This is a genomic window from Granulicella cerasi (assembly GCF_025685575.1).
In the GTDB taxonomy this organism is placed as follows: domain Bacteria; phylum Acidobacteriota; class Terriglobia; order Terriglobales; family Acidobacteriaceae; genus Granulicella; species Granulicella cerasi.
On sequence record NZ_JAGSYD010000005.1, the window covers coordinates 230,243 to 250,927 of the forward strand.

The 20,685-nt window shown below is 58.8% G+C and carries 9 protein-coding genes; 4 read left to right on the plus strand and 5 right to left on the minus strand.

The features are described from left to right. The first annotated feature begins 10 nt into the window (after positions 1 to 10). A complete protein-coding gene (locus tag OHL11_RS16080) occupies positions 11 to 802 on the plus strand; it encodes a nucleoside phosphorylase (protein ID WP_263372558.1) in 792 nt (263 codons plus the stop codon). A gap of 11 nt (positions 803 to 813) precedes the next feature. Here OHL11_RS16080 and OHL11_RS16085 read toward each other — a convergent pair whose 3' ends face one another. The 4 genes from OHL11_RS16085 to OHL11_RS16100 all read right to left on the minus strand — a co-directional run bounded on the left by OHL11_RS16085 (position 814) and on the right by OHL11_RS16100 (position 10,146). Next, positions 814 to 2,196: a DUF1501 domain-containing protein gene (locus tag OHL11_RS16085; protein WP_263372559.1), complete on the minus strand. Its 1,383-nt coding sequence runs from the start codon at positions 2,194 to 2,196 to the stop codon at positions 814 to 816. A 33-nt stretch (positions 2,197 to 2,229) separates the two neighbouring features. Next, positions 2,230 to 4,992, minus strand: coding sequence for a PSD1 and planctomycete cytochrome C domain-containing protein (locus OHL11_RS16090; RefSeq protein WP_317890659.1), 2,763 nt, complete (start codon positions 4,990 to 4,992; stop codon positions 2,230 to 2,232). Between the two features lie 199 nt (positions 4,993 to 5,191). Next, positions 5,192 to 8,440 (minus strand): TonB-dependent receptor, encoded by a 3,249-nt coding sequence (locus OHL11_RS16095; RefSeq protein ID WP_263372560.1) that lies wholly within the window; start codon positions 8,438 to 8,440, stop codon positions 5,192 to 5,194. Between the two features lie 476 nt (positions 8,441 to 8,916). Next, positions 8,917 to 10,146 (minus strand): pyridoxal phosphate-dependent aminotransferase, encoded by a 1,230-nt coding sequence (locus OHL11_RS16100; RefSeq protein ID WP_263372561.1) that lies wholly within the window; start codon positions 10,144 to 10,146, stop codon positions 8,917 to 8,919. A 399-nt stretch (positions 10,147 to 10,545) separates the two neighbouring features. On the opposite strand from OHL11_RS16100, the gene OHL11_RS16105 reads away from it, so the two are divergent. Together OHL11_RS16105 and OHL11_RS16110 are read left to right on the plus strand one after the other, a co-directional pair. Further along, on the plus strand, positions 10,546 to 14,169 hold the full coding sequence (locus tag OHL11_RS16105) for an Ig-like domain repeat protein (protein ID WP_263372562.1): 3,624 nt from the start codon (positions 10,546 to 10,548) through the stop codon (positions 14,167 to 14,169). 96 nt (positions 14,170 to 14,265) lie between these two features. Further along, complete coding sequence (locus OHL11_RS16110; protein WP_263372563.1) at positions 14,266 to 18,135, plus strand: carboxypeptidase-like regulatory domain-containing protein; 3,870 nt, start codon at positions 14,266 to 14,268, stop codon at positions 18,133 to 18,135. Between the two features lie 68 nt (positions 18,136 to 18,203). On the opposite strand, the gene OHL11_RS16115 is transcribed toward OHL11_RS16110, so the two are convergent. Continuing rightward, a complete protein-coding gene (locus OHL11_RS16115) occupies positions 18,204 to 19,622 on the minus strand; it encodes a glycoside hydrolase family 30 protein (RefSeq protein WP_263372564.1) in 1,419 nt (472 codons plus the stop codon). A 377-nt stretch (positions 19,623 to 19,999) separates the two neighbouring features. Here OHL11_RS16115 and OHL11_RS16120 point away from each other — a divergent pair, with 377 nt between their 5' ends. Continuing rightward, on the plus strand, positions 20,000 to 20,677 hold the full coding sequence (locus OHL11_RS16120; RefSeq protein ID WP_263372565.1) for a MarC family protein: 678 nt from the start codon (positions 20,000 to 20,002) through the stop codon (positions 20,675 to 20,677). Positions 20,678 to 20,685: the final 8 nt, after the last annotated feature.

The window sequence follows — 20,685 nt, forward strand, 5'->3', positions numbered from 1 at the left end:
CAGAAACACGATGCAAGACCCCATGCGCAAAGCGAGTTCGCCGTGGAAGGACGATCGTCCTCCGCATCTCCCTTGTCGTCGTGGCGAACTGCCTGCTGCTGTTCTCTTCCCTGGCGACCCTGGACGCGTGGATCGGTTCGCGGCCCTGCTCGATGATTTCCAAATTATCGGTCAGAACCGTGAGTATCGCATCGGCGTTGGAGCTTATCGCGGAGTAAAGCTGGGCGTTTGTTCCACCGGCATTGGCGGGCCATCGACAGAGATTGCGATGGTGGAAGCCGCCGCACTCGGCTGCCGCTATGCGCTGCGCGTTGGAGGCACGGGTGCGCTGCGAGCAGAGATCCCCCTGGGGAGCCTGCTCGTGGTCAACAACGCTCTGCGCGGCGGTGGAGCAGCGAGTTTTTACGCTTCCGCAGGCCAAGATGCCGCAGCTGATGACGTGATGCTGGCTGCGTTGCGCAATGCAGCGAAGAAGCGTGACATTACCTCTCGCGATGCTACCGTGGCATCGACGGACAGCTACTATCTCGCGCAGGGACGGCCTGTCGCTGGCGTCGACTCGGACCCCGCCGCAGTGCTCGAAGCCTATCGACGGCGCGGAGCCGATGCCCTCGATATGGAAGCGGAGACAGTGCTTGTCGTAGGGCGCGCTGTCGGAATGATAGCCGCCGCGCTGCTGGCCGTTCACGCAAACCGCGCGACCGATGGCTGGCTTGAAGACTTCGGCCCGGCACAAGACACGATGCTCGCGGTGGGCTGCGATGCGCTCGCCGATCTGTTGCTCGCTGAAGAGAATTCGTAGTTCAAACACCATCAAACGAGGATGTCTTTGATGACGCGCCCGGAGACGTCGGTGAGTCTGTAGTCGCGCCCGGCATGTTTATAAGTGAGCTTGGTATGGTCGATGCCGAGCAGATGCAACATCGTCGCGTGCATATCATGCACGTGACACTGGTTCTCGGCGATCTCATAACCGTAGTCATCGGACGAGCCATACGTGATGCCGCCCGTGATACCACCGCCCGCCATCCACGAGCTGTAGCACTTGGAGTGATGTGCGCGGCCTTTGGCCTGCGGGTTCGGATCGCCCGGCGTGCGGCCAAACTCGGTGGACCATACCACAAGCGTGTCGTCGAGCATCCCTCGAGACTTGAGGTCCTTCAGCAAAGCCGCGATGGGCTGATCGACATTGCGCGCCAGCGGCACATGCGTCTGCATGTCCGCGTGAGCATCCCAGTTGACGAGCTGCAGCGAGCCGATGTCGATCAACTCAATGAAGCGCACACCGCGTTCCGCGAGCCGCCGTGCCATGAGGCACTGCCACGCGAAGCCCTTCGTGCTGCCGCGCTCAAGCCCGTACATCTTCAACGTCGCGTCGGACTCCTTCGTCAGATCGAAGGCTTCAGGCGCCTGCACCTGCATTCCATGCGCGGTCTCGTAGCTCTTGATGCGCGCAGCGAGCATACGGTCGCTCTCGCGTGTCGACTCATGCTTGGTGTTGAAGTAGTTGATGAGTCCAAGCTCTTTGTCCTGCACCTCGCGCATATCCGTAGGGTGCATGTCGGGAATCGGATTCTTCGGATCGTCGACGTGAACACCTTGATAACAAGCGGGCAGAAAATTGGAGTCCCAGACGAGCGAGCCGCCGTAAGGCATCTCGGGGGCAAGCACCATGAACGCGGGGAGGTTCTGGTTCTCTGTGCCTAGACCGTAGGTGACCCATGACCCCATGCTGGGACGCTGCTGCAAGACAGAGCCACCATGCAATCCCATCACAGCCTGCACATGGTTCGGGAAGTCGTTGCGCATGGAGTTGATGACGCAGATCTCTTCCATCATCGAGCCCACATGCGGAAAGAGCGAGCTGACCATCGTGTCAGCCTTCGAGTAACGCTGGAAGTCCCAACGCGGTGCGGAGAGATAGTCGCCCTTGTAGGCTTTGCCTGTATCGCGAATGAGCTTCGGCTTGTAATCGAAGGTATCCACATGCGAGGCACCGCCACTCATATAAAGGAAGATGACGCGCTTGGCCTTCGCGGGATACATCGGTTTGCGCGGCGCGAGTGGATTCGAGGGGTCCGGCTGCGAGATATTCTCTTGCGCCAGAAGCTCATGCATCATGCCAGGCAGCAGCAACGATGAGCCTGCAAGCGACTTGATGAAGTGACGACGGTTCAAACGATTTCCTGCAAACATGAGCGGTCTCCCGAAGGTCTGGGCGTACAAAAGCTAGTCAAGGAACATGAACTCGTTGCTGGCGTAGAGCGCCTGAATGAAGTTGCCAAAGGCCTGTGTGTAAGCTTCGTTATCGGCGAGCGGCGGTGTCGTCGCTGCAGGGGTATTGGTCATCGCTACTTGATGGAGTCCTGCACCCATCCCTGTCGCCATGGGCTTTCCGTGTTGCTTGTAAATCGCGGAAACCGAATGCAGGAACTCCTGTGCATGGGTGATTTCGTCCTTCGTTGCGCTACGGCCGTAGATAAGCAAGAAGGCGCGATTGATCTGTTCGTCTTCCTTCAGGTGCACCGCGAGAATGCCGGTCGTAAGCCGTGCCGCGCATTGCTTCGTGAAATCGCCATTCATGAAGTAGAGCGATTGCAACGGCGTGATGCTGTGATCCCGCGTTCCGACGCTCATCGTGCTGTCGGCACCATCAAAAATGCCGAGGTAGGGATGACGACGACTGCGCTGCGTCATCACGTAGAGCGTGCGGCGGTTCGTCTCATACACCGCATGGAAAGGCACATGGCCTGAGTAGTTCCACTGCCCTTCTGCGGGGAAAGGATGCTCACCTGCCGGCGACTCGTCGATAAGACCGGAGGTCTGCAACATGGCATCGCGAATCTCTTCCGCGTCCATGCGTGAACGAGCGTGACGCCACAACGTGACATCATCGGGATCGATCTTCGCGTTCGCTTCAGAGTCGTCGCTGGAGAGGCGATACGCGTGAGATAAAACCATCTCGCGCTGCATGGCCTTCATGGACCAGCCATTCTTCATAAAGCTCACTGCAAGATAATCCAGCAATGGCTGATTGCTGGGAGCGACACCACGCACACCAAAATCATTTGGCGTGGCGACGATACCCGTGCCGAAGTGGCCTTGCCACAAGCGGTTCACCATCACGCGCGCCGTAAGAGGATTTTGCGGCGACGCGATCCAGTTCGCCAGTTCGAGACGGCCACTATCTTTCGTGTCTGCGGGCATCTGCCAATTGCCCAGCGTCTGCAGAAAATGGCGTGGAACCCTGTCGCCCAGATTCTTCTTGTCGCCGAGATGTTGGATGTACTCATCATGCGGCTTGCCCTCCATCACCGCGTAGGCATCCTCAAACTTTGGCACGTTCGCGAAGAGCGCCATGCGGCGGGCTTCAAGCGCTGGCAGGATATCGTCGAAGTACGGAAGCTGATGTACAGCATGGATGGAATCGGCGATCGGCTTCAACTGCGCTTCGAAGTCGATGTACTTCTGCGACTTCACGACGTTCGGGTCGCGGTAAACCATGTTGCGTTCATAGCGAGATTCTTCCGCGCCAGAGGTCGAGTAGACTGTGCTCGCGAAGATGCCATAGATCCCGTAGTAATCCGCCGTTGGGATTGGGTCGAACTTGTGATCATGACAACGCGCGCACGCAATGGAAGTGCCGAGATACGCATAGCCGATGTTGTCGACGGTGTCGGATACGTGGTCCTCGTAGCGGTTCGCGTTCGCGACATAGCCTGTAGCGATGACGTTGTTCCAGTGCTCAGGCTCGCTCTTATACGGCAGCAGGTCACCCGCGATCTGCTCGCGGATGAAACGGTCGTAAGGCTTGTCCTCATTGAAAGACGCGACGATGTAGTCGCGATATTTGTACATCTCGGGTATCGGATAATCCGCGCCTTCGCCGGTGGTGTCGGAGTATCGCACCACGTCCATCCACATGCGGCCCCAGCGCTCGCCGTACGCCTTCGACGCGAGCAGACGATCAACAACCTTTTCGTACGCATTCTGCGTTTTGTCGCGCAGGAAGGCGTTGATCTCAACGGGCGTTGGTGGCAGCCCCGTCAGATCGAAGGTGACGCGACGCAGCAGCGTGCGTTTGTCGGCGTCGGCGACGGGCGTCAGGTGCTCCGCCTCCATCTTCGCCAGCAGAAAGCGATCAATGTCGTTGTAGGCCCAGGCGGACTTGACGTCCGGTACCGCTGGCATCGCTGGAACCTGGTATGACCAGAACTTGCGGTCCTTGTCCGTGACGACGGCGTTCATGCGCTCATCGCCCGCCGGCCACACCATGCCATCTTTGATCCATTGTTCCAGCACTGCGGTCTGCGTCGGATCCAGAGGTTTCTTCGGCGGCATCTGCAGATTGCGATCGAGATAGTGCACCGCAGTGAGAAGCAAGCTCTTGTCAGGGTCCTGCAGATTCGCCGCCGGGCCGTCTTTGCCACCGGTGAGGATCGCCTGGCGCGAATCCAGCCGAAGACCGCCTGCGGCGCGACTCGTGTGACAGGTGTAACAGTTGGCCGCAAGCAGCGGCCGAACCTTATTCTCGAAGTACTGTTCCTTGGCAGAAGCAAGGCTCGCCTTCGGAGCGTTGCTGGCGTCAGCCACGACTGGCAGATCAGGCGCCCCGGCCTTGATCCAGGCTGCCACGGCATCGATGTCCGCGTCGGGCAGCTTGCCCTTCGGCGGCATCTGCAGCTCTTGATCTTTGTAGCGGATCGCCTTGAGCAGCAGGCTGGCATCAGGGTCGCCGGGGACAACGGCCGGGCCGCTATCGCCGCCCTTCAGCATCGCCGGGAGCGAGTCGACGCGCAGGCCGCCCTTCATCTTCGCAGTGTGGCAACCATAACAACTCTGCTGGAACACAGCTTGAGCGCGAGTAGATTCGGGGCTCGCTTGAGCAAACCCTGCAGCGGAAACCAAGAGAGCAACAGCAAGCGACGGCAGGCTCGCGAGTACGACAGAGCTGCGGCGTCGAGATACACCAGGGGTACGTCGAGTCATCATCGGGAAAACGCCTTGCGAAACCGAATGGTTAGGAATGCGTGAAGCTACCGACTACGAAACAGCTTGATTGATAGGGGTTTGAAGCGATCAAGAACATCATAGCGCGAAATTCCCAAGAAACTCGCGGGTTTTTCAGCAGAATGAAACGGACTTGCTGGAAAGCCTTACGCTTTCCAGCAAGTCCTGCTGCGTGTGCGGTTTAGAACTCGAAGCGTCCAAAGAGCTGGAGCTGGCGTTCGCGATAGATAGTGTTGCCCGACTGGCTCGGCGTACCGAAGGTCGACTGATAAGCGGCGGTGTAGCCAGCGGCTGCCGAGCCCGACAGCGTGTAGGCGGTCGTGTTGTAGCCGGAGAACTGCTGGCGATTCAGGATGTTGAAGACCTCCGCTGCGAGCGTCAGCTTGTACTTCTCCATGAAGGTGATGCCACGCGAAAGGCGCAGATCGACCTCATCGATATTGGCGTACTTGAACTGATCGCGTTCCACGCCCGGCAGCGATGCGTTGTTGCCGAGGTTGCGGTAAGCGCGGAAGTTCACCACGTTGACGCCACCGGTTCCGTTGAAGGACGAAGCCGAAGCACCCGTAACAGCGGTACCACCGGAGAGGCCCATACTGTAGCGAACGCCCGACTGCACGGTCCAGACAGGAGCGAGCGTCCATCCATTCGCAACCTGGCTCGCGATCTTGTTCTCGATCTTGAAGGTCGGCTGGAAGGTGATGTTGCCGGTGAAGCGCTGTGGTATGTCGTTGACCGAACGTCCCTTGTCATACGCCAGCGTGTTCGGATCCGTCGGATCGTTGGTTTCCGTAGGGATCGCGGTCTGGTTGTAGAGGTAATCCATCGCCTTAGAGAAGGTGTAGCTTGCGGAAAGCTGAACACCCTGCGCCATGCGATGCTCGACCGTCACAGCCAGAGCGTTGTAGCTGCTGTTGGCTGCGGAGAAGAGCTGAGAGTAAGCCACGTACGGAACGCCGTTCGCTGCATTGGTGAGTGAACGTGCGGTGTATACCGGGATGCTCCATGTGTTCCCTGCCAGCGGACCGCCGGTGAAGGAGATCGACGAGAGCGTGCTTACGTTCCTGTTGATGTTGGTGTCGATGAGCGTTGGAAGCTTACGACCGAAGGACCCAAGATAGGCGATTCCCAGCACGGTCTTGTAGCCAAGGTCCTGTTGCAACGCAAGTTCCGCTTCCGTGGAGTACGGCACCTGGAAGTTGGGAGCGAAGGCTGCGACGTTCGAAGCAACCGGAGCTACAGCGGTCGAAACGATGTTCGGGTAGCGGACCGTGGCGCCATTCGCCTGGCTGGTGGAGAGTTGGAACTGAGCGCCAGAGCTGCCAGTAGCGGACAACATACGGAAGATATTGCCGTTCTGAATGCGGCCGTAATAGATGCCGTATCCACCGTGTACGAGCGTCTTGTTCGTGCCGAAGACATCCCATGCGAAGCCGATACGAGGAGCGAAGTTGTCCTTATCGCTCGGCTTGTACGCGGTCTGTGCCGCAGCGCTGGGGATCTTCGGGTTGGGCAGCTGCTCGAAGTCGTAGCGAACTCCGAGGTTCAGGGTCAGACGCGGAAGAATCTTCCAGTCGTCCTGCACATAGGCCGCATATTCGTTGGTGTGATACACGAACTGTGCACGACCGAAGGCCTGCTGCATCGTTGTGTAGCAAGGCAGGCCGGTGCCAGCGCCCGAGGTGAATTGATTGTTGCAAGTGGCAGCGGTATTGCCCATGTAGTACGCGTAGTCGGTGAAGAAATCGGCTGCGCGAGTGTAGTTGAAGACGCCGTACTTGTAATCGACGTCGATGATGTTGTCCTGCACGTAGTGGAAGTTCACGCCCATCGTGAGCGTGTGCTGCCCCTTGGACCAGCTGACGTTGTCGGTGGCTTCGATGACGCGCTCGTCAGGATAGTTTGTGCGCGGAATATAAGAAGGCGTTCCCATGACAAAGCCCGAGTTGCTGGAGATGCTTGCACCGGGAGGCAGACCGCCGTTGCCAACAGGCTCAATGGAGAGCGCGGGGGTCTGGTTTTCGCTGTCGTACTCGCGACCGTAGCCGATTCGAATTTCGTTCGAGAGCTTCGGCGTGATCATGGTCGTGACCTTGCCGATGATCGAGTCCACCTTGTCGTAGTCGTTGCCGAGCGAAGTGATACCGCGGCGGACTACGGGGTTGGTCTGAATGCCGTTCGGCGAATCCCAACGCATACGGTCGTAGGAGATCGACGCCTGGTTCTTGTCGTTGATCTTATAGTCGAGCTTCAGGAAGTTGATGATCTGGTTGCCCTGACGCGGCGCAATGCCAGACTGTGCCGTGATGAAATTTTCAGCAGCGGTAATCTGCGCCGCTGTCACGCCACGGTTGAGAGCGCAAGTGACGGCGTCCACCGTACCGCCGGCACCGTTGCTGCAGTTGTTATAGGCCGCATTGGAGTATGCGGTGAACTGCGGCGTCGGTACAGCCACGATCGGGAAGTTACGCTTTTGCTGATCGAAGGCGAAGAGGAAGAAGAGCTTGTCCTTGATGATTGGGCCGCTGAAGCTGCCGCCGTATTGGTGGCGCTTGTCCTTCGGCTTCACCCACTGGTAGGTAGGGATGGTCTGAAGGATGTTGAAAGGGTTCGTCGCTCCGAAGTCGTTGTCACGGTAATACTCGAATGCGTCACCGTGGAAGGTGTTTCCACCGGAGCGGGTCACCGCGTTTACACCGCCGCCCAACGCACGACCGTACTGCGCGGAGAAGTTCGAGGTGAGCACCTGAAACTCGAGGATGGCATCTTCTGCGGTGGAGTAGCCCACACGCGTGTAGCCACGTTCGACGGACTGGAAGGCATCGTTGTCATCCACGCCGTCCACGAGAAAATTGTTTTGCAGGTTGCTGGCGCCGCGGAAGCTAACGAGACCGAAAGCGCTATTGCCCAGCGTAACGCCGGGGCTGAGGAGCGCGAAGCTCGTCCAGTGGCGACCGTTGATCGGCAGCGAGCTCAGCGCCGTGGGATTGAAGTCGGTAGTGTAGTCGGAGGACTCAGTGTTGATCAGCGGGACATCGCCGGAGACCTGTACTGTCGTCTGCGAGGCTCCAAGCGTGAGCTTCGGCGTTACCTCGGTGAGCTTACCCACCTGCACGATGACGTGCTGCGCGATGTAGGACGCGAAGCCATCGGAGCTGACGCTCACCGTGTAGTCGCCCGGAATGAGACGCGGAGCACGGAAGTAGCCAGCCGCATCGGCCTTGACCGTCGACTCCGCGTTCGTCGCCGTGCTGTGCACAACGATCTTCGCATTAGGAATCGCGGCGCCCGAAGCGTCCACAACCGTTCCACCAACCGCGCCGTCTACAGCGGTCTGCGCAACAGCAGCACAACAACCAAGACCTAGAAACGCCACACTTGCAATAGCGGACAGCTTTCTCCGCTTCAATGCAGAAAACAACTGAGTCATTTACGTCCTCCAGAAAATGCAATACATCACCGGAGAATCTGGACAAGTACAGGACACACCGAGCCCTGAAAACACGCATCCTGCAGGCCGGATTTCCGGTCTGTGAAACGGAACTACCTACACTCGTTCCCAGATGCCAACGCGACCGCGTCACACCCAAGAAGGAGGTTCACATGCAGTAGTGGCTACTCTGGTTCTACTGCACAAGGATTTCGTTCATACGTCGTTGCGGGGTGGTAAGCCACAAGCCTGACACAGTGTGAAACGCGTGTCAAATGGCTTTGCGAAACGCAATCTTCGCCTGACTCGCCGTGATCATCCGAGTTGCTCGGAGACATGATGACGAGCATCGGCCATTGCCGATCGTTGCGTTGCGAACATCGTCTTTAGCCGTCACTGGCAGGTGATCCATCGCCAAAGGGCATCCCATGAAGAGATCCAATCACGTCTTCAGAGGAGCCACTTCTGCAATTGAGTCACGCGGTGCCGAGCTTCTTGCGGTAGTCCTCAAGGAACTTGGCGATGCGACCGATCGCTTCACGTAGATCCGTCTCGTGCGGCAAGAAGACGATGCGGAAGTGATCGGGATGCGGCCAATTAAAGCCAGTCCCCTGCACCAGCATCACGCGCGTCTCTTCGAGCATCTGCATGAAGAAGTGCCGATCGTCCTTGATCGGATAGACCTTCGGATCGAGGCGCGGAAACATATACAGCGCAGCCTGAGGCTTTACGCAACTCACGCCCGGAATAGCGGTGATCAGTTCATAGGCAAGATCGCGCTGACGACGCAGGCGTCCGCCCTCCTGTACCAGGTCCACGATGCTCTGATAACCACCCAGGGCTGTCTGGATCGCCCACTGCCCCGGCACATTGGCGCACAGCCGCATGTTGGCGAGCATGTCGAGGCCTTCGATGTAATCGCGGGCACGGCTCTTGTCACCCGTCACCACCAGCCAGCCGGCGCGGTAGCCGCACGCGCGGTAGCTCTTCGACAACGAGTTGAAGGTTAGCGTCAGTACATCCGTCGACAGGCTCGCCAACGCGGTGTGCTTCACCTCGTCGTATAGCACCTTGTCGTAGACCTCGTCCGCCAAGAGGACCAGCCCATGCGCACGAGCGATCGCCACGATCTCGCGCAGCACCGCATCGGAGTAGACCACGCCGGTCGGATTGTTCGGGTTGATGACTACGATGCCCTTCGTGCGCGGTGTGATCTTCGAGCGCAAGTCGTCGAGGTCCGGAATCCAGTCGTTCGCCTCATCGCAGAGATAGTGAACGGGCTTTCCACCAGAGAGACTCGTGACCGCCGTCCACAGCGGGTAGTCGGGTGTCGGCAGCAGCAGTTCATCGCCGTCGTCGAGTAACGCGTTCACCGCCATCGCGATCAGGTCGGACGCGCCGTTCCCAAGATAGATGTCATCGAGCGTGACACCCTGCACGCCTTGTGTCTGGGTGTAGTGCATCACCGCTTTACGAGCCGCAAAGATGCCTTTGCTGTCTGAATACCCTGCCGAGTTCGGCAGGTTGCGGATCATATCCCGCTGCACTTCTTCGGGCGCATCGAAGCCGAACACGGCCAGGTTGCCGATGTTGAGCTTGATGAGCTTCTGTCCTTCATCCTCCATCTGTTTGGCCCGTTCGGTGATGGGCCCGCGGATGTCATAGAGGACGTGCGACAGTTTGTTCGACTTGCTGATCGTTTTCATGAGCGTCTTTCGTATTCCCCCATGATAGGACAACGCGCTACAAACCAGCCCGGACACGATACAACCTGTCTGCAGATGGATCGCCGAAGACACATTCGAGCCCTATCGGATTTTTTTGTGCGATCGACGCAATGCGACGTACTTCCTTCCTCGCAACCCATCTGTCGAAGAATCAGGTAATCGTTTTCTCTCAAGACAATTCGATTTTTCGTCGAATATTGTGATTTTTCTTCACAAAAACAATTGACAGGTAAGAACCGCTCTCAATATATTTCGCCCGTTCTAAAAAGCTGTTCTTCGCACGCGCTCTATCTTCGCGGATGCATCAGGAGACCCCTGAGATCTGCAACGCGAACCTGCGCCTGAAAACAGCCCACTGAACCGAGCTGGAGTGATTTCATGCCTTTCAAGTTTCTTCCGAACAGACTCACCGCGCAGCGGGCGACTGTGTTCTTTGCCCTTCTCCTCGCAGTTTTGGGGCTGGGTCAGCCATTGCGGTCGCAGACGGTACCTACGGCAACCGCCAGCGCCAGCAAAAATGTGCTGGCCTCTTTCCCCAGCCCCATCGTGGGCCATCTCGCGGTGAACAGCAACGGCGACCTCTTCTACGTCAACGAGACCTACAGCAACAGCGCCATTCTGTATTGGCTTCCACGCGGCACGACAACGCCGGTGCAGATCGCCACCGGATTCAGCGGCGCGCGTAACGTGTACGTCGACTCCGCAAACAACCTCTACGTGCCGAATCCCTACGGCGGAAATGTCGTGGAGTTCCCCTACCTGAACAACACGTATGCGACGGGCATCACCATCACCAGCAGCACGCCGTCTTGTGCGTCGTACTCCCCCACGGTTTCCGCTTGCTACCAGTTCGGCAGCGTCGGCGCCGTGGCCGCGTACTACTATCAGCCCGTGGACATGGCGATGGATGCGAGCGGCAACGCATACATGCTGAATATCTACTCAAACGGTAGCTGCACCAACGCCTGCATTCTCAAGTTCACGAAGGGCACGAGTGGCGGCACCTACACGCCGAGCCTGGTTGCCTCCAACGTATCCGCTGCTTCTGCCAGCGCGCAGATCGCCGTCGATCCGGCGGGCGATGTGTTCTATACCAACGGGACACTGCTGACGAGCATCGCTGCAGGCACGACGACACCCGTCGCGTTTGGCAACGGCCTTTCCACCATCGGCGGCCTCTCCACCGACTACCTCGGCAACCTCTACGTCACGCTTTCGGCCAGCCCCTATCTCATCTACGAGTTCCCTGCAGTCAACAACGCCGTGGTGACCTCCAAGCAGTTCCCGGTCTACAGCGGATACTCTGGCGGCGCAGTCGGCGTCAGCCGCTACAACGAGATGTATTACCTGGGCTACTCCGGCGGAAATAACCTCAACGTCGCGAACCTGAACAGCATCCCGCTCGGTTCTTCAACGGTCGGCACAGCCGTATCCACATCGAACACGAGTGTCACCTTCGTCTTCACCGCAAGCACCGGTGTAAGCAGCATCACCTCATCCGGCGCGGGATTCACCTATACGGCAGGCTCCTGCGCGGCTGCCGCCTACGCGGCGAACGGCACCTGCACCGTCAACGTGAATTACACTCCCACCGCCGTTGGCTTGCAGACAGGCGCCGTCACGCTGAACAACAGCAGCGGTGTAGCCGTTGCAACTGCGCTGCTCTCCGGCACGGGTCAGGGTGCGCTGGAGACCAACGACCCCGGCACGCTCTCTGCAATCGGCAGCGGCTTCACGCAGCCTGGAGCAGTTGCGGTCGATGGAAGCGGCAACGTTTTCGTCGCCGACTCCTCTGCAAACTCCGTGCTTCGCTACGCGGGCGGCACGGGAACACCCACGAGCATCGGTACCGGACTCAAAGCGCCGACCGCCGTTGCACTCGACAACGCAGGCAACGTCTTCATCGCAGACTCCGGTAACGCTCGCGTTGTGAAGGTCCCTGTCGTCTCCGGCGCACTGGCCAACGCTTCGCAAAGCGTGATCTACACCGGCAGTGGTTCAACGCTGACCGGCATCGCGCTCGACTTTGCCGGCAATCTCTATGTGGCCGACACCGCGAAGACCACGGTTACGGAACTGCTCAACATTGGTGGCGTTCCCTCGTCGGCCAGTACGCTTTCAGTCGGTACGTTCACTTCACCGATCGCTCTAGCTACCGACGCGAGCGGTAATCTCTTCGTCGCCGACTACGGTGCCAACGCGGTATCGCGCATCGCCTATGTCGGCCGTAACGCTGTCCTGATCAGCTCCGCGTTTTCCAAGCCGACCAGCGTCGCAACGGACGCTTCTGGCAGCGTGTATGTGGCCGATTCGGGCAACGCGCGCGTCGTTAAAATCCCGCTTGAAGGAACCTCCTTCAACACGAACGACCAGTACCTCATCAGCGGAACCGTCGTCGCTCCGTACGCGGTCGCGGTGGACAACGCAGGCAATGCTTACGTCGCGGATCGCACGACCGCTGTCGTCGATAAGCTGAACCGCAGCGCAGGCACGCTCGCGCTGGGCCGTGTGCAGATTCCGCAAAGCACCTCCTCGCAGAACGCCACGATCGCGAACGCGGGCAACACTTCCCTCATCTTCGGCACGCCTCTTTATGTCGCGGTGTCGACCACGCCCACATACTTCAGCGTCACCGCGCCGAGCACCAACGGGTGCGCCGCGGCTTCAACACTTGCCAGCGGATACGGCTGCTCGCTCTCTGCAGTGTTCACGCCGACGACCGTTGGTGCTGCCACCGACGTTCTCACCTTCAACAGCAATGCCATCAACGCGACCAAGACCCTGACCCTCACCGGACTCGGCGTTGATCTCGCGGTGGACACGCTCACGCTCACACAGACCTCCGGCACCGCAGTCTTCGGATCGCCGGTGACCGTGCAGGCGGCGGTCACCTCCGCCGTTGCAGGCACGCCCACCGGCACGGTGAGCTTTACGGTCGATGGCAACTCGCAAGGCACCGGCACCGCCATCAACAGCTCGGGGATCACGACGATCACGCTCACCGGCTTGACCGGCGGTGCGCACACCGTGTGCGGCAGCTACACGGGCGACAACAGCTATCGCCCGGCGAACTCCTGCATCACCGTCACCGTCAGCAAGGTGGCCTCCACAACCTCGCTCACCATCTCAGGAGCAGGAGCAAATCCTGTAACGTCGAGCGTCTCGCAGTCTGTCACGTTCACCGCGAAGGTTGTGCCAGGCGCCACCACGCCTCCCACCGGCACGGTGACCTTCAGCGTCGGAACGACGACGTTGGGCACTGCGTCGCTCACGGCGTCCGGCTCTTCGTACGTCGCAACCTTGCAGACCACCGCCCTGCCTGCGGGTACGGATGTCATCACGGCAACGTACGCGGGTGATGTGAACTACCTCACCTCTTCGGGAACAGCGACCATCATCGTCACCTATCCCACAGTGATCGTGACACCGGCAACCAACGCACTCTCTGTGGCTCAAGTCGGCTCCGTCAGCAAAAACCTCACCGTTACCGCACTGGGCGGATTCGCTGGTTCGATCGGCATGCAGTGCTCCGGGCTTCCGGCAAACACCGTCTGCTCTTTCAGCCCGAATCGCTTCCTGCTCGCGACGGATGCGCCGCAAACCGTAACGCTGACGATCCTCACAGGACAGACTCCTGTCGTATCTCAGCCGGTCACCGGTTCGTTCAGCAACACATGGCTCGGCATCCTCACCTCCCTCACACTTCTGGCACCGCTCGCGTTCTGGAAGCGCCGCCATCTTCACGGCGCCTGGCGCCACGGCCTTTCCGCGATGCTCGCTGTCGTGGGACTCGGTCTGTCAATCACCGCAAGCGGGTGCGGAGGTTCACAACTTCACGGCGACACACCGAAGGGAACGTACAACGTGACCGTCACTGCCTCAGCCACTACGAGTGCGGCTTACACCTATAGCGGCTATGCCTCAGGATGCACGGCAACTCCTGCGGGTGGGACTGTCGTGACCTGCTCCGAGACAGCCGCTGTCACTTTGACGGTGCAGTAGCTGCACCTCGCCGCTCCTTCCCCACGGTCGCCGAGCCGTTCCTCGGCGACCGCAGAGAAACTTACGTTTTCAGCAAAGCATTATCTGGTGAACTTCATGAGCCATTTCTTCCGCAAAACGACTCTCTTCGTCATCCTCTGCGCATTGAGCTGCATGCTTCGCAGCAGCCTTCTGGCGCAGACGATCAACGGTTCCATGAGCGGCACGGTTGTCGACTCTTCAGGAGCCCGAATTCCCGGTGCGCTCGTCGTGCTGCGTAACAGCAAGAGCCGCGACCAGCGCAAGACCACAACGAATGCGTCAGGCGTCTTCAACTTCAACTTCGTCCCCGCAGCGACCTACACGCTGACGATCACACGCGAAGGTTTCGAGACGCTGCTGACGAAGAACATCGAGCTTCATCCGAACGACCAGCTCAACATCGCTGAACTGAAGATGCAGATCGGTTCGGAGAATGTCAGCGTCACGGTCGAAGCCAACACCGATATCGCCACTTCAGGCGAGCGCAGTTCCCTCATCACCGCCAAAGACATTCAGAAGCTTTCCACCGTCGGCCGCGATGTTTCAGAGTTGCTGCGTACGCAGGCAGGCTTCTCTCAGGTGCAGAGCGGCCTCGATAACTCCAGTGGCTCGGCGGAAGTTGCGGGCTCTTACTCGGGCCTCGCCAATTACGTAGGCAACGGCGCCACCGCAAACGGCGCAAGCGTTATCGCGGACGGCGCCAACGTTACCGACCCCGGTTCGGGAGCTGGCCAGACACAGATCGTGAACATGGACATGGTGCAGGAGGTAAAGATCGAGACCTCGAACTTCGGCGCCGATACGGCGAAGGGTCCCACGGTCATCACGGCTGTAGGTAAGTCGGGCGGCCAGAACTACCACGGCAACGCGCAGCTCTATGTGCGCCACTACGCGATGAACGCGCAGGACTGGTTCGCCAAATACCAGGGTCTTCCGCAGCTACCTGATCGCTACCTTTACCCCGGTGTCGGCGTAGGCGGACCACTCATCATCCCCGGCACCAGCTTCAACAAGAATCACAAGCTGACCTTCCAGTTCAACGGCGAAGGCTACGTCCAGCAGAACTCTTATGCGTACGGCAATCCGACCAAGGCACTCCTGCAGGCGCTCGTGCCGACGCAGGCCATGCGCAACGGCGACTTCTCCGTGCAGTCCCTTTCCAACTACCTCGGCGTCGATCAGGGAACGCTGACCACACAGTGCAACGCCTCAGGCACGCTGGTGAACTACCTGCATCAGTGCGCTCTTCCGGCCACCACCAACGCGGGTTATCTCTCGGCAACCGGCCAAACGCGTAACTTCACGGGCGGTGTACTCACGGGTGGCATCGAACCCAACATGGCCGCCGTCCTCAACGGTCTGTATCCGCTTCCCACCGGCCCCACGGTGAAGGGCTTCAACTATAAGACACTGAATACGATCAACCCGAACCTCTTCCAGACTCGTCTTCGCGTTGATTACGCAATGAACGACTCCAACAAGATCTACGTTGTGTATAACGGACAGTTCGGCACCACGACCGGCATCCCGGAGAACATCTACTACTCGCCGGGCACCAGCAACTCCGCGATCCTCGGCGGAGTCAACACCCCTGGCAAGACGAACTCCACTTCACGCTCGAACCTCGGCAGCATCAACTACACTCGGGTGATCAGCCAGCACATGACGAACGAAATGTTCGTCGGCATCTCCACCTCGGAGCAGTATTACAACCCCGGCAACAAGAACGCGCTGCAGCAGTCCACATGGGGCTACAGTTCCAGTGCGGAGTTCTTCCCGACCGCCACCACACAGTTGCCGAGCTTTGCGACCTACAGCACGACGGGCGCACAACCGCTTCCCTTCGCGATCCTTCCTGACTTCTCCGCAGGCCAGTACTTCGCGAAGAAGTTCCTCCCCTCAGGGGGCGATAACTTCTCCTACGTCTGGCGCGATCACACCTTCAAGGTTGGCGTTTATGCAGAGCGCGACACCGCCAACCAGACCAACCTCAGCCCACAGACAAACGGCACCATCGCCACCTATTACATCGGCAACGTGACGCAGTGCGGTGGCGCTGCAGGTTGCGCTGAGAACTATCTCGCCGACCTCTTCCTCGGCGCAATGGGCTCCTATACACAGCAGAACAAGAACCAGCCGACGAACCTCTTCTACTGGACAGTCTCTGGCTACGTCACCGATAGCTACAAGATCACCAAGCGCCTTACGCTCGACTATGGAGTCCGCTTCGATCACCTCGGCCCCTGGCGCGACAAGCACGGCCTCGGTCTGCCGATCTTCAGCGATGCTCTCTATCAGACCGACCCGCATACGACCGGCGTCATCAACGGCGACGGCTCGGCCTTCTTCCCCGGCGTTCGTTGGGCTGGTGGTGATCGCAACCTGAATGCGAATGCTGGATACAACGGCGCCGCAAGCTCCGGCGCTCCCGGACGCTGGGCTTTCGTTTCGCCACGCTTCGGTCTCGCCTTCGATGCCTTCGGCACCGGCAACACCATCATTCGTGGTGGCTGGGGCATGTATCGCGCACACGACTCATGGAATGACTTCATCGGCCCCGCCTCCACTCCTGAGGGAATCTTCACACTGAACTACAGCGGGCCAAACGGCTACACGGCGTTCAATCAACTGCAGAGCGTCGCAGCAAGCCAGTCAATGCCGTGCCCCACGACCTCGCAGCAGGCGCTCTGCGTCACGAGCTATGGCGGCAACGTCTTCGCTCTCGACCCCAAGGACAACCGCCAACCGCTCACGGAGACCTATAGCTTCTCAGTCTCTCAGCGCATGCCCGGCAACTCCGTCTTCGATATCGCCTACGTTGGCAACACCAGCACAGATCTGTTGACGGACAACGCATCCAACACCTCCGTCAACTCGAACGATCTGCGCGACATCAACGCGATCCCCATCGGTGCGTTCTTCCGTCCGGATCCGAATCCCAACTCGACCTACTACGGTCAGGTCCCCAATCCCACGACGATCTCCACGGCACAGCAGAATGACTACCGTCGGTATCCGTTCTATGCGCACATCGGAGTGCCTCGCCACATCACCTATGCCAACTACAACGCTCTCCAGGCTTCCCTCAATCGCCAGAAGGGTCGCTTGAACTACGGTCTCAACTACACATGGAGCCGTGCGCAGGGCGTACGTGGCGCCTATAGCAACGGCCTCACCGGAGACCCTACAAACCTTCGCGCGAACTACGGCCCTCTAGCCTTTGATCGCACGCACATCCTCAACCTGAGCTACTCGTTCGACGTCGGCAACAGCTTCCACTCCCCCAGCCGCCTCCTGCGCGGAGTCGTCAACAACTGGCTCATCTCCGGCATCACGAACCTGCAGAGCGGACCGAACTTGCAAGCCGTGGGAAGCCCCAACTTCTTCCTCGCCGGCAACGCGAACTCGTCTTATAACGGCGCATTCTGCTCCAACGGCGGTGCGACGCCGTGCGCCATCAACAGCACTATCATCCTCGGCACGCCGGATGTTCTTCTGCAGCCGACGATGCGCCCCTCCGCCAACTGCCCCACTGGCGATCCCACCGCAGGCCTCAAGAAGAACCAGTACGTCAACGGTTACTGCTTCGGACTTCCCTCCAGCGGCGTCAACGGCCCCGTCAACCTTGGCTACATTCGCGGACCGGCCTTCTTCAACAGTGACCTCACCGTGCAGAAGACCTTCGTCATCAAGGACTCGCGTAACCTGCAGTTCCGCGCGGCAGCCTTCAACTTCCTCAATCACCCGCTCACGACCTTCAGCTCGCGCTACCCGCAGGAAGCGACGCTGTCTCTCTACGACCCCAACAGCGCAGGCTTCGCCGGCGTACAACTCGTCAACGGCGACAACGGTAACTGCAGCGCGGCAGGCTCCACCTGCTTCGGCTATGCAGGATACAAGACAGGCCGTCGCGTCATGGAACTCGAAGCTCGCTATAACTTCTAGCGAACATCGCCACAAAAGAATGGGCGAGGCCATTGGCCTCGCCCATTCTTCTGCTCTGCCCTGCGTCTCTATGCGTTGAAGACATACGTTGTCACGCTGAGTGGAGCGGTGACCACTTCAGCGCTGCCATTCTGTAACGTGACCGGCGGAAGCTTTGCGTGGGTCTCCGTCGTTGAAGTCCGCACAGCAATGCAGCTCGTCGCGGGAAAGCCTCCAGGCTGAATGGTGAACGAACGCTCCACGGCATCATCGTTGATCGCCACACAAACCAGTCGCTTCGCATCGGGCGAAAGATACGCAGAGAAGTACGTATTGGGAGCGGGATTCGGCGTCGCATCGACGCGGTGGAAGCCTGGACGAATGAAGCGCGCAAATTGACCGATCGTAAAGAAGCGCTTGCTCAGCTGGTACTTCTTATTGGCCGAATCGATCCAGATCAAACCGCTGCGCGTGTTGTTGAAAGCAGCGCCCCACCAATAGAGCCATGCGCTCACATCGTTCTCGACCATGTGTGCATGGATCACGCGCGCCCAATAAACGCCATCGTTCATGTTCGTGATCTGCGGCCCCGTACCGACAGAAACCTCTGTCTCCCAGACGCGCTTGCCCAGGCTCAGCGCCTTTTGGAAACGTCCGGTACGAGCACTGATCGAAACAAAGTCACCAGAGTTCGGCGCATACGCATGAGCGGCCACGATCTCGAGCGACTTCGCATTCGCAGCATCATCCAGCACGACGTTGATGTACTCATCGCTCCAATGCTCATGCTCATCCACCACGATCTTTGCCGATACATTCTTTGCCGCAAACGTGGGCACAAGATTCTCGCGCACGAACTTCGACAACTCAGAACCGGTCCACTTGCACGATCCATAATTCAACGTCGGCGTGAAGTTCGGTTCATTCGCAGGCGACACCGCATAGATGTCCAGGCCAAAGCGTGCTTTGTACTCGAGCACATACGTCGCCAGGTACTCCGCGAAATCCTGATAACACTCCTTCTTCAGAGCACTATCGTGCACGGCCCCGTTTGTCTTCATCCACGCAGGCGGAGACCAGCACGAAGAGAGAAAACGCGTGCATCCGCGCTTCTTCGCTTCGTTCATTAACCAGACAGCGTTTTCATCGCCCGCCCACTGAAACTCGCCCTTCTTCGGCTCAAAGGTTGGCACATCCCCGCTGTTGGCCCGCGCCTTATCCACGTCACCGATCTGGTTGCGCAAGATGGAGTAACCCATCCCTCCCGCTGGAGAAAACATGAGGTTCAGAAGATCATTCTGATCTTTTTCGCTGAGCACCCTTAAGAGTCCGCTCTGATTGAACGCCTCAGAGAAACCGAATCCGTCAATCTGCTGGCGGACGTGTTCGCCTTTATAGGCGATGCCCGCTATCGCAGGTCGAGCTTCAGCGAAAGCGATGGGTTGATACGTTGCAACTGTCGCTGTGGCCGCGACAGATTGCAGGAAATGGCGCCTTGTAATGGGCATCGAATAACTCTCGGAGTGAAGTAGATCAAGCCGCCGCAAATGACGTTTCGATTTCTGGCATTTTTTCGGCGTCGCTAAAATAGCCGACGGCACGAGCAACGAGCAAGTGAATTCGGCCTCAGACAGAAACCAAAATCTGGTGGCCCTCCCTACCGAATCATCAGCTTTCCGGAGGCCTCTCCGAAACCATGCCAGACCTTATAGAGATTTTGTTCGAGCCCGAGCCTATGTGCGCGATTCAGTGCTACGGCTTCACACGTCAGGCAGTGGGCCCACGTCCCTGGATCGTCTGTGGATGCGAGATCTCGATCAGCTGCTAGCAGTGCACATGGAATGGCCGGCGATCGCGTTTAGCATGGTGCAAGAGGGAGCCATCTTTGCTCATCTGGAATTCGTTTCTCATCGCATTCAGCGCTTTACTCCCGCTGATCAATCCGCTTGGCTCCTCGCTCGTTTTCCTCGGGCTCGTCGGAGATGTCCCGCCGAGCGTCTACCGCTCGCTCGCTCGCAAAATTGCCCTCAACAACATCATTTTTCTTGGCATCTTCGAGCTGCTCGGCTCAGCCATCCTGAACTTTTTCGGGATATCACTACCGATTGTTCAAGTCTCTGGCGGCATCGTGATCGCCGCGATTGGCTGGTCCGTCCTGAACGCAAAGGACTCAGAAGCGATGGCGAACGACAAGCGTGAAGAAGCTCAGCTTGCTTCCGCTCGCGGCGTCAACAACCTGCAGGAAAAGGCGTTTTATCCCTACACCTTCCCTGTGACCTCAGGCCCGGGCACCCTCGTTGTATTGCTTACGCTGAGCGCCCGCTTCTCCGGCGGCACCAGAACCGCGATGACTTTGAGCCACCTCGGACTCTTCGCCGCAATCGTCCTGCTCAGTGTCGCTGTGTACTACTGCTACGCCTATGCGGCGAGAATCACGCGTGCGATACCGCCATCCACAGCGCATGGAATTCTTCGCGTCATGGCATTCATTCTGCTTTGCATCGGTGTGCAGATTCTCTGGAACGGACTTTCCACCTTGCTGACGGGTTTGCTGAAGCATTAGCATCCGCG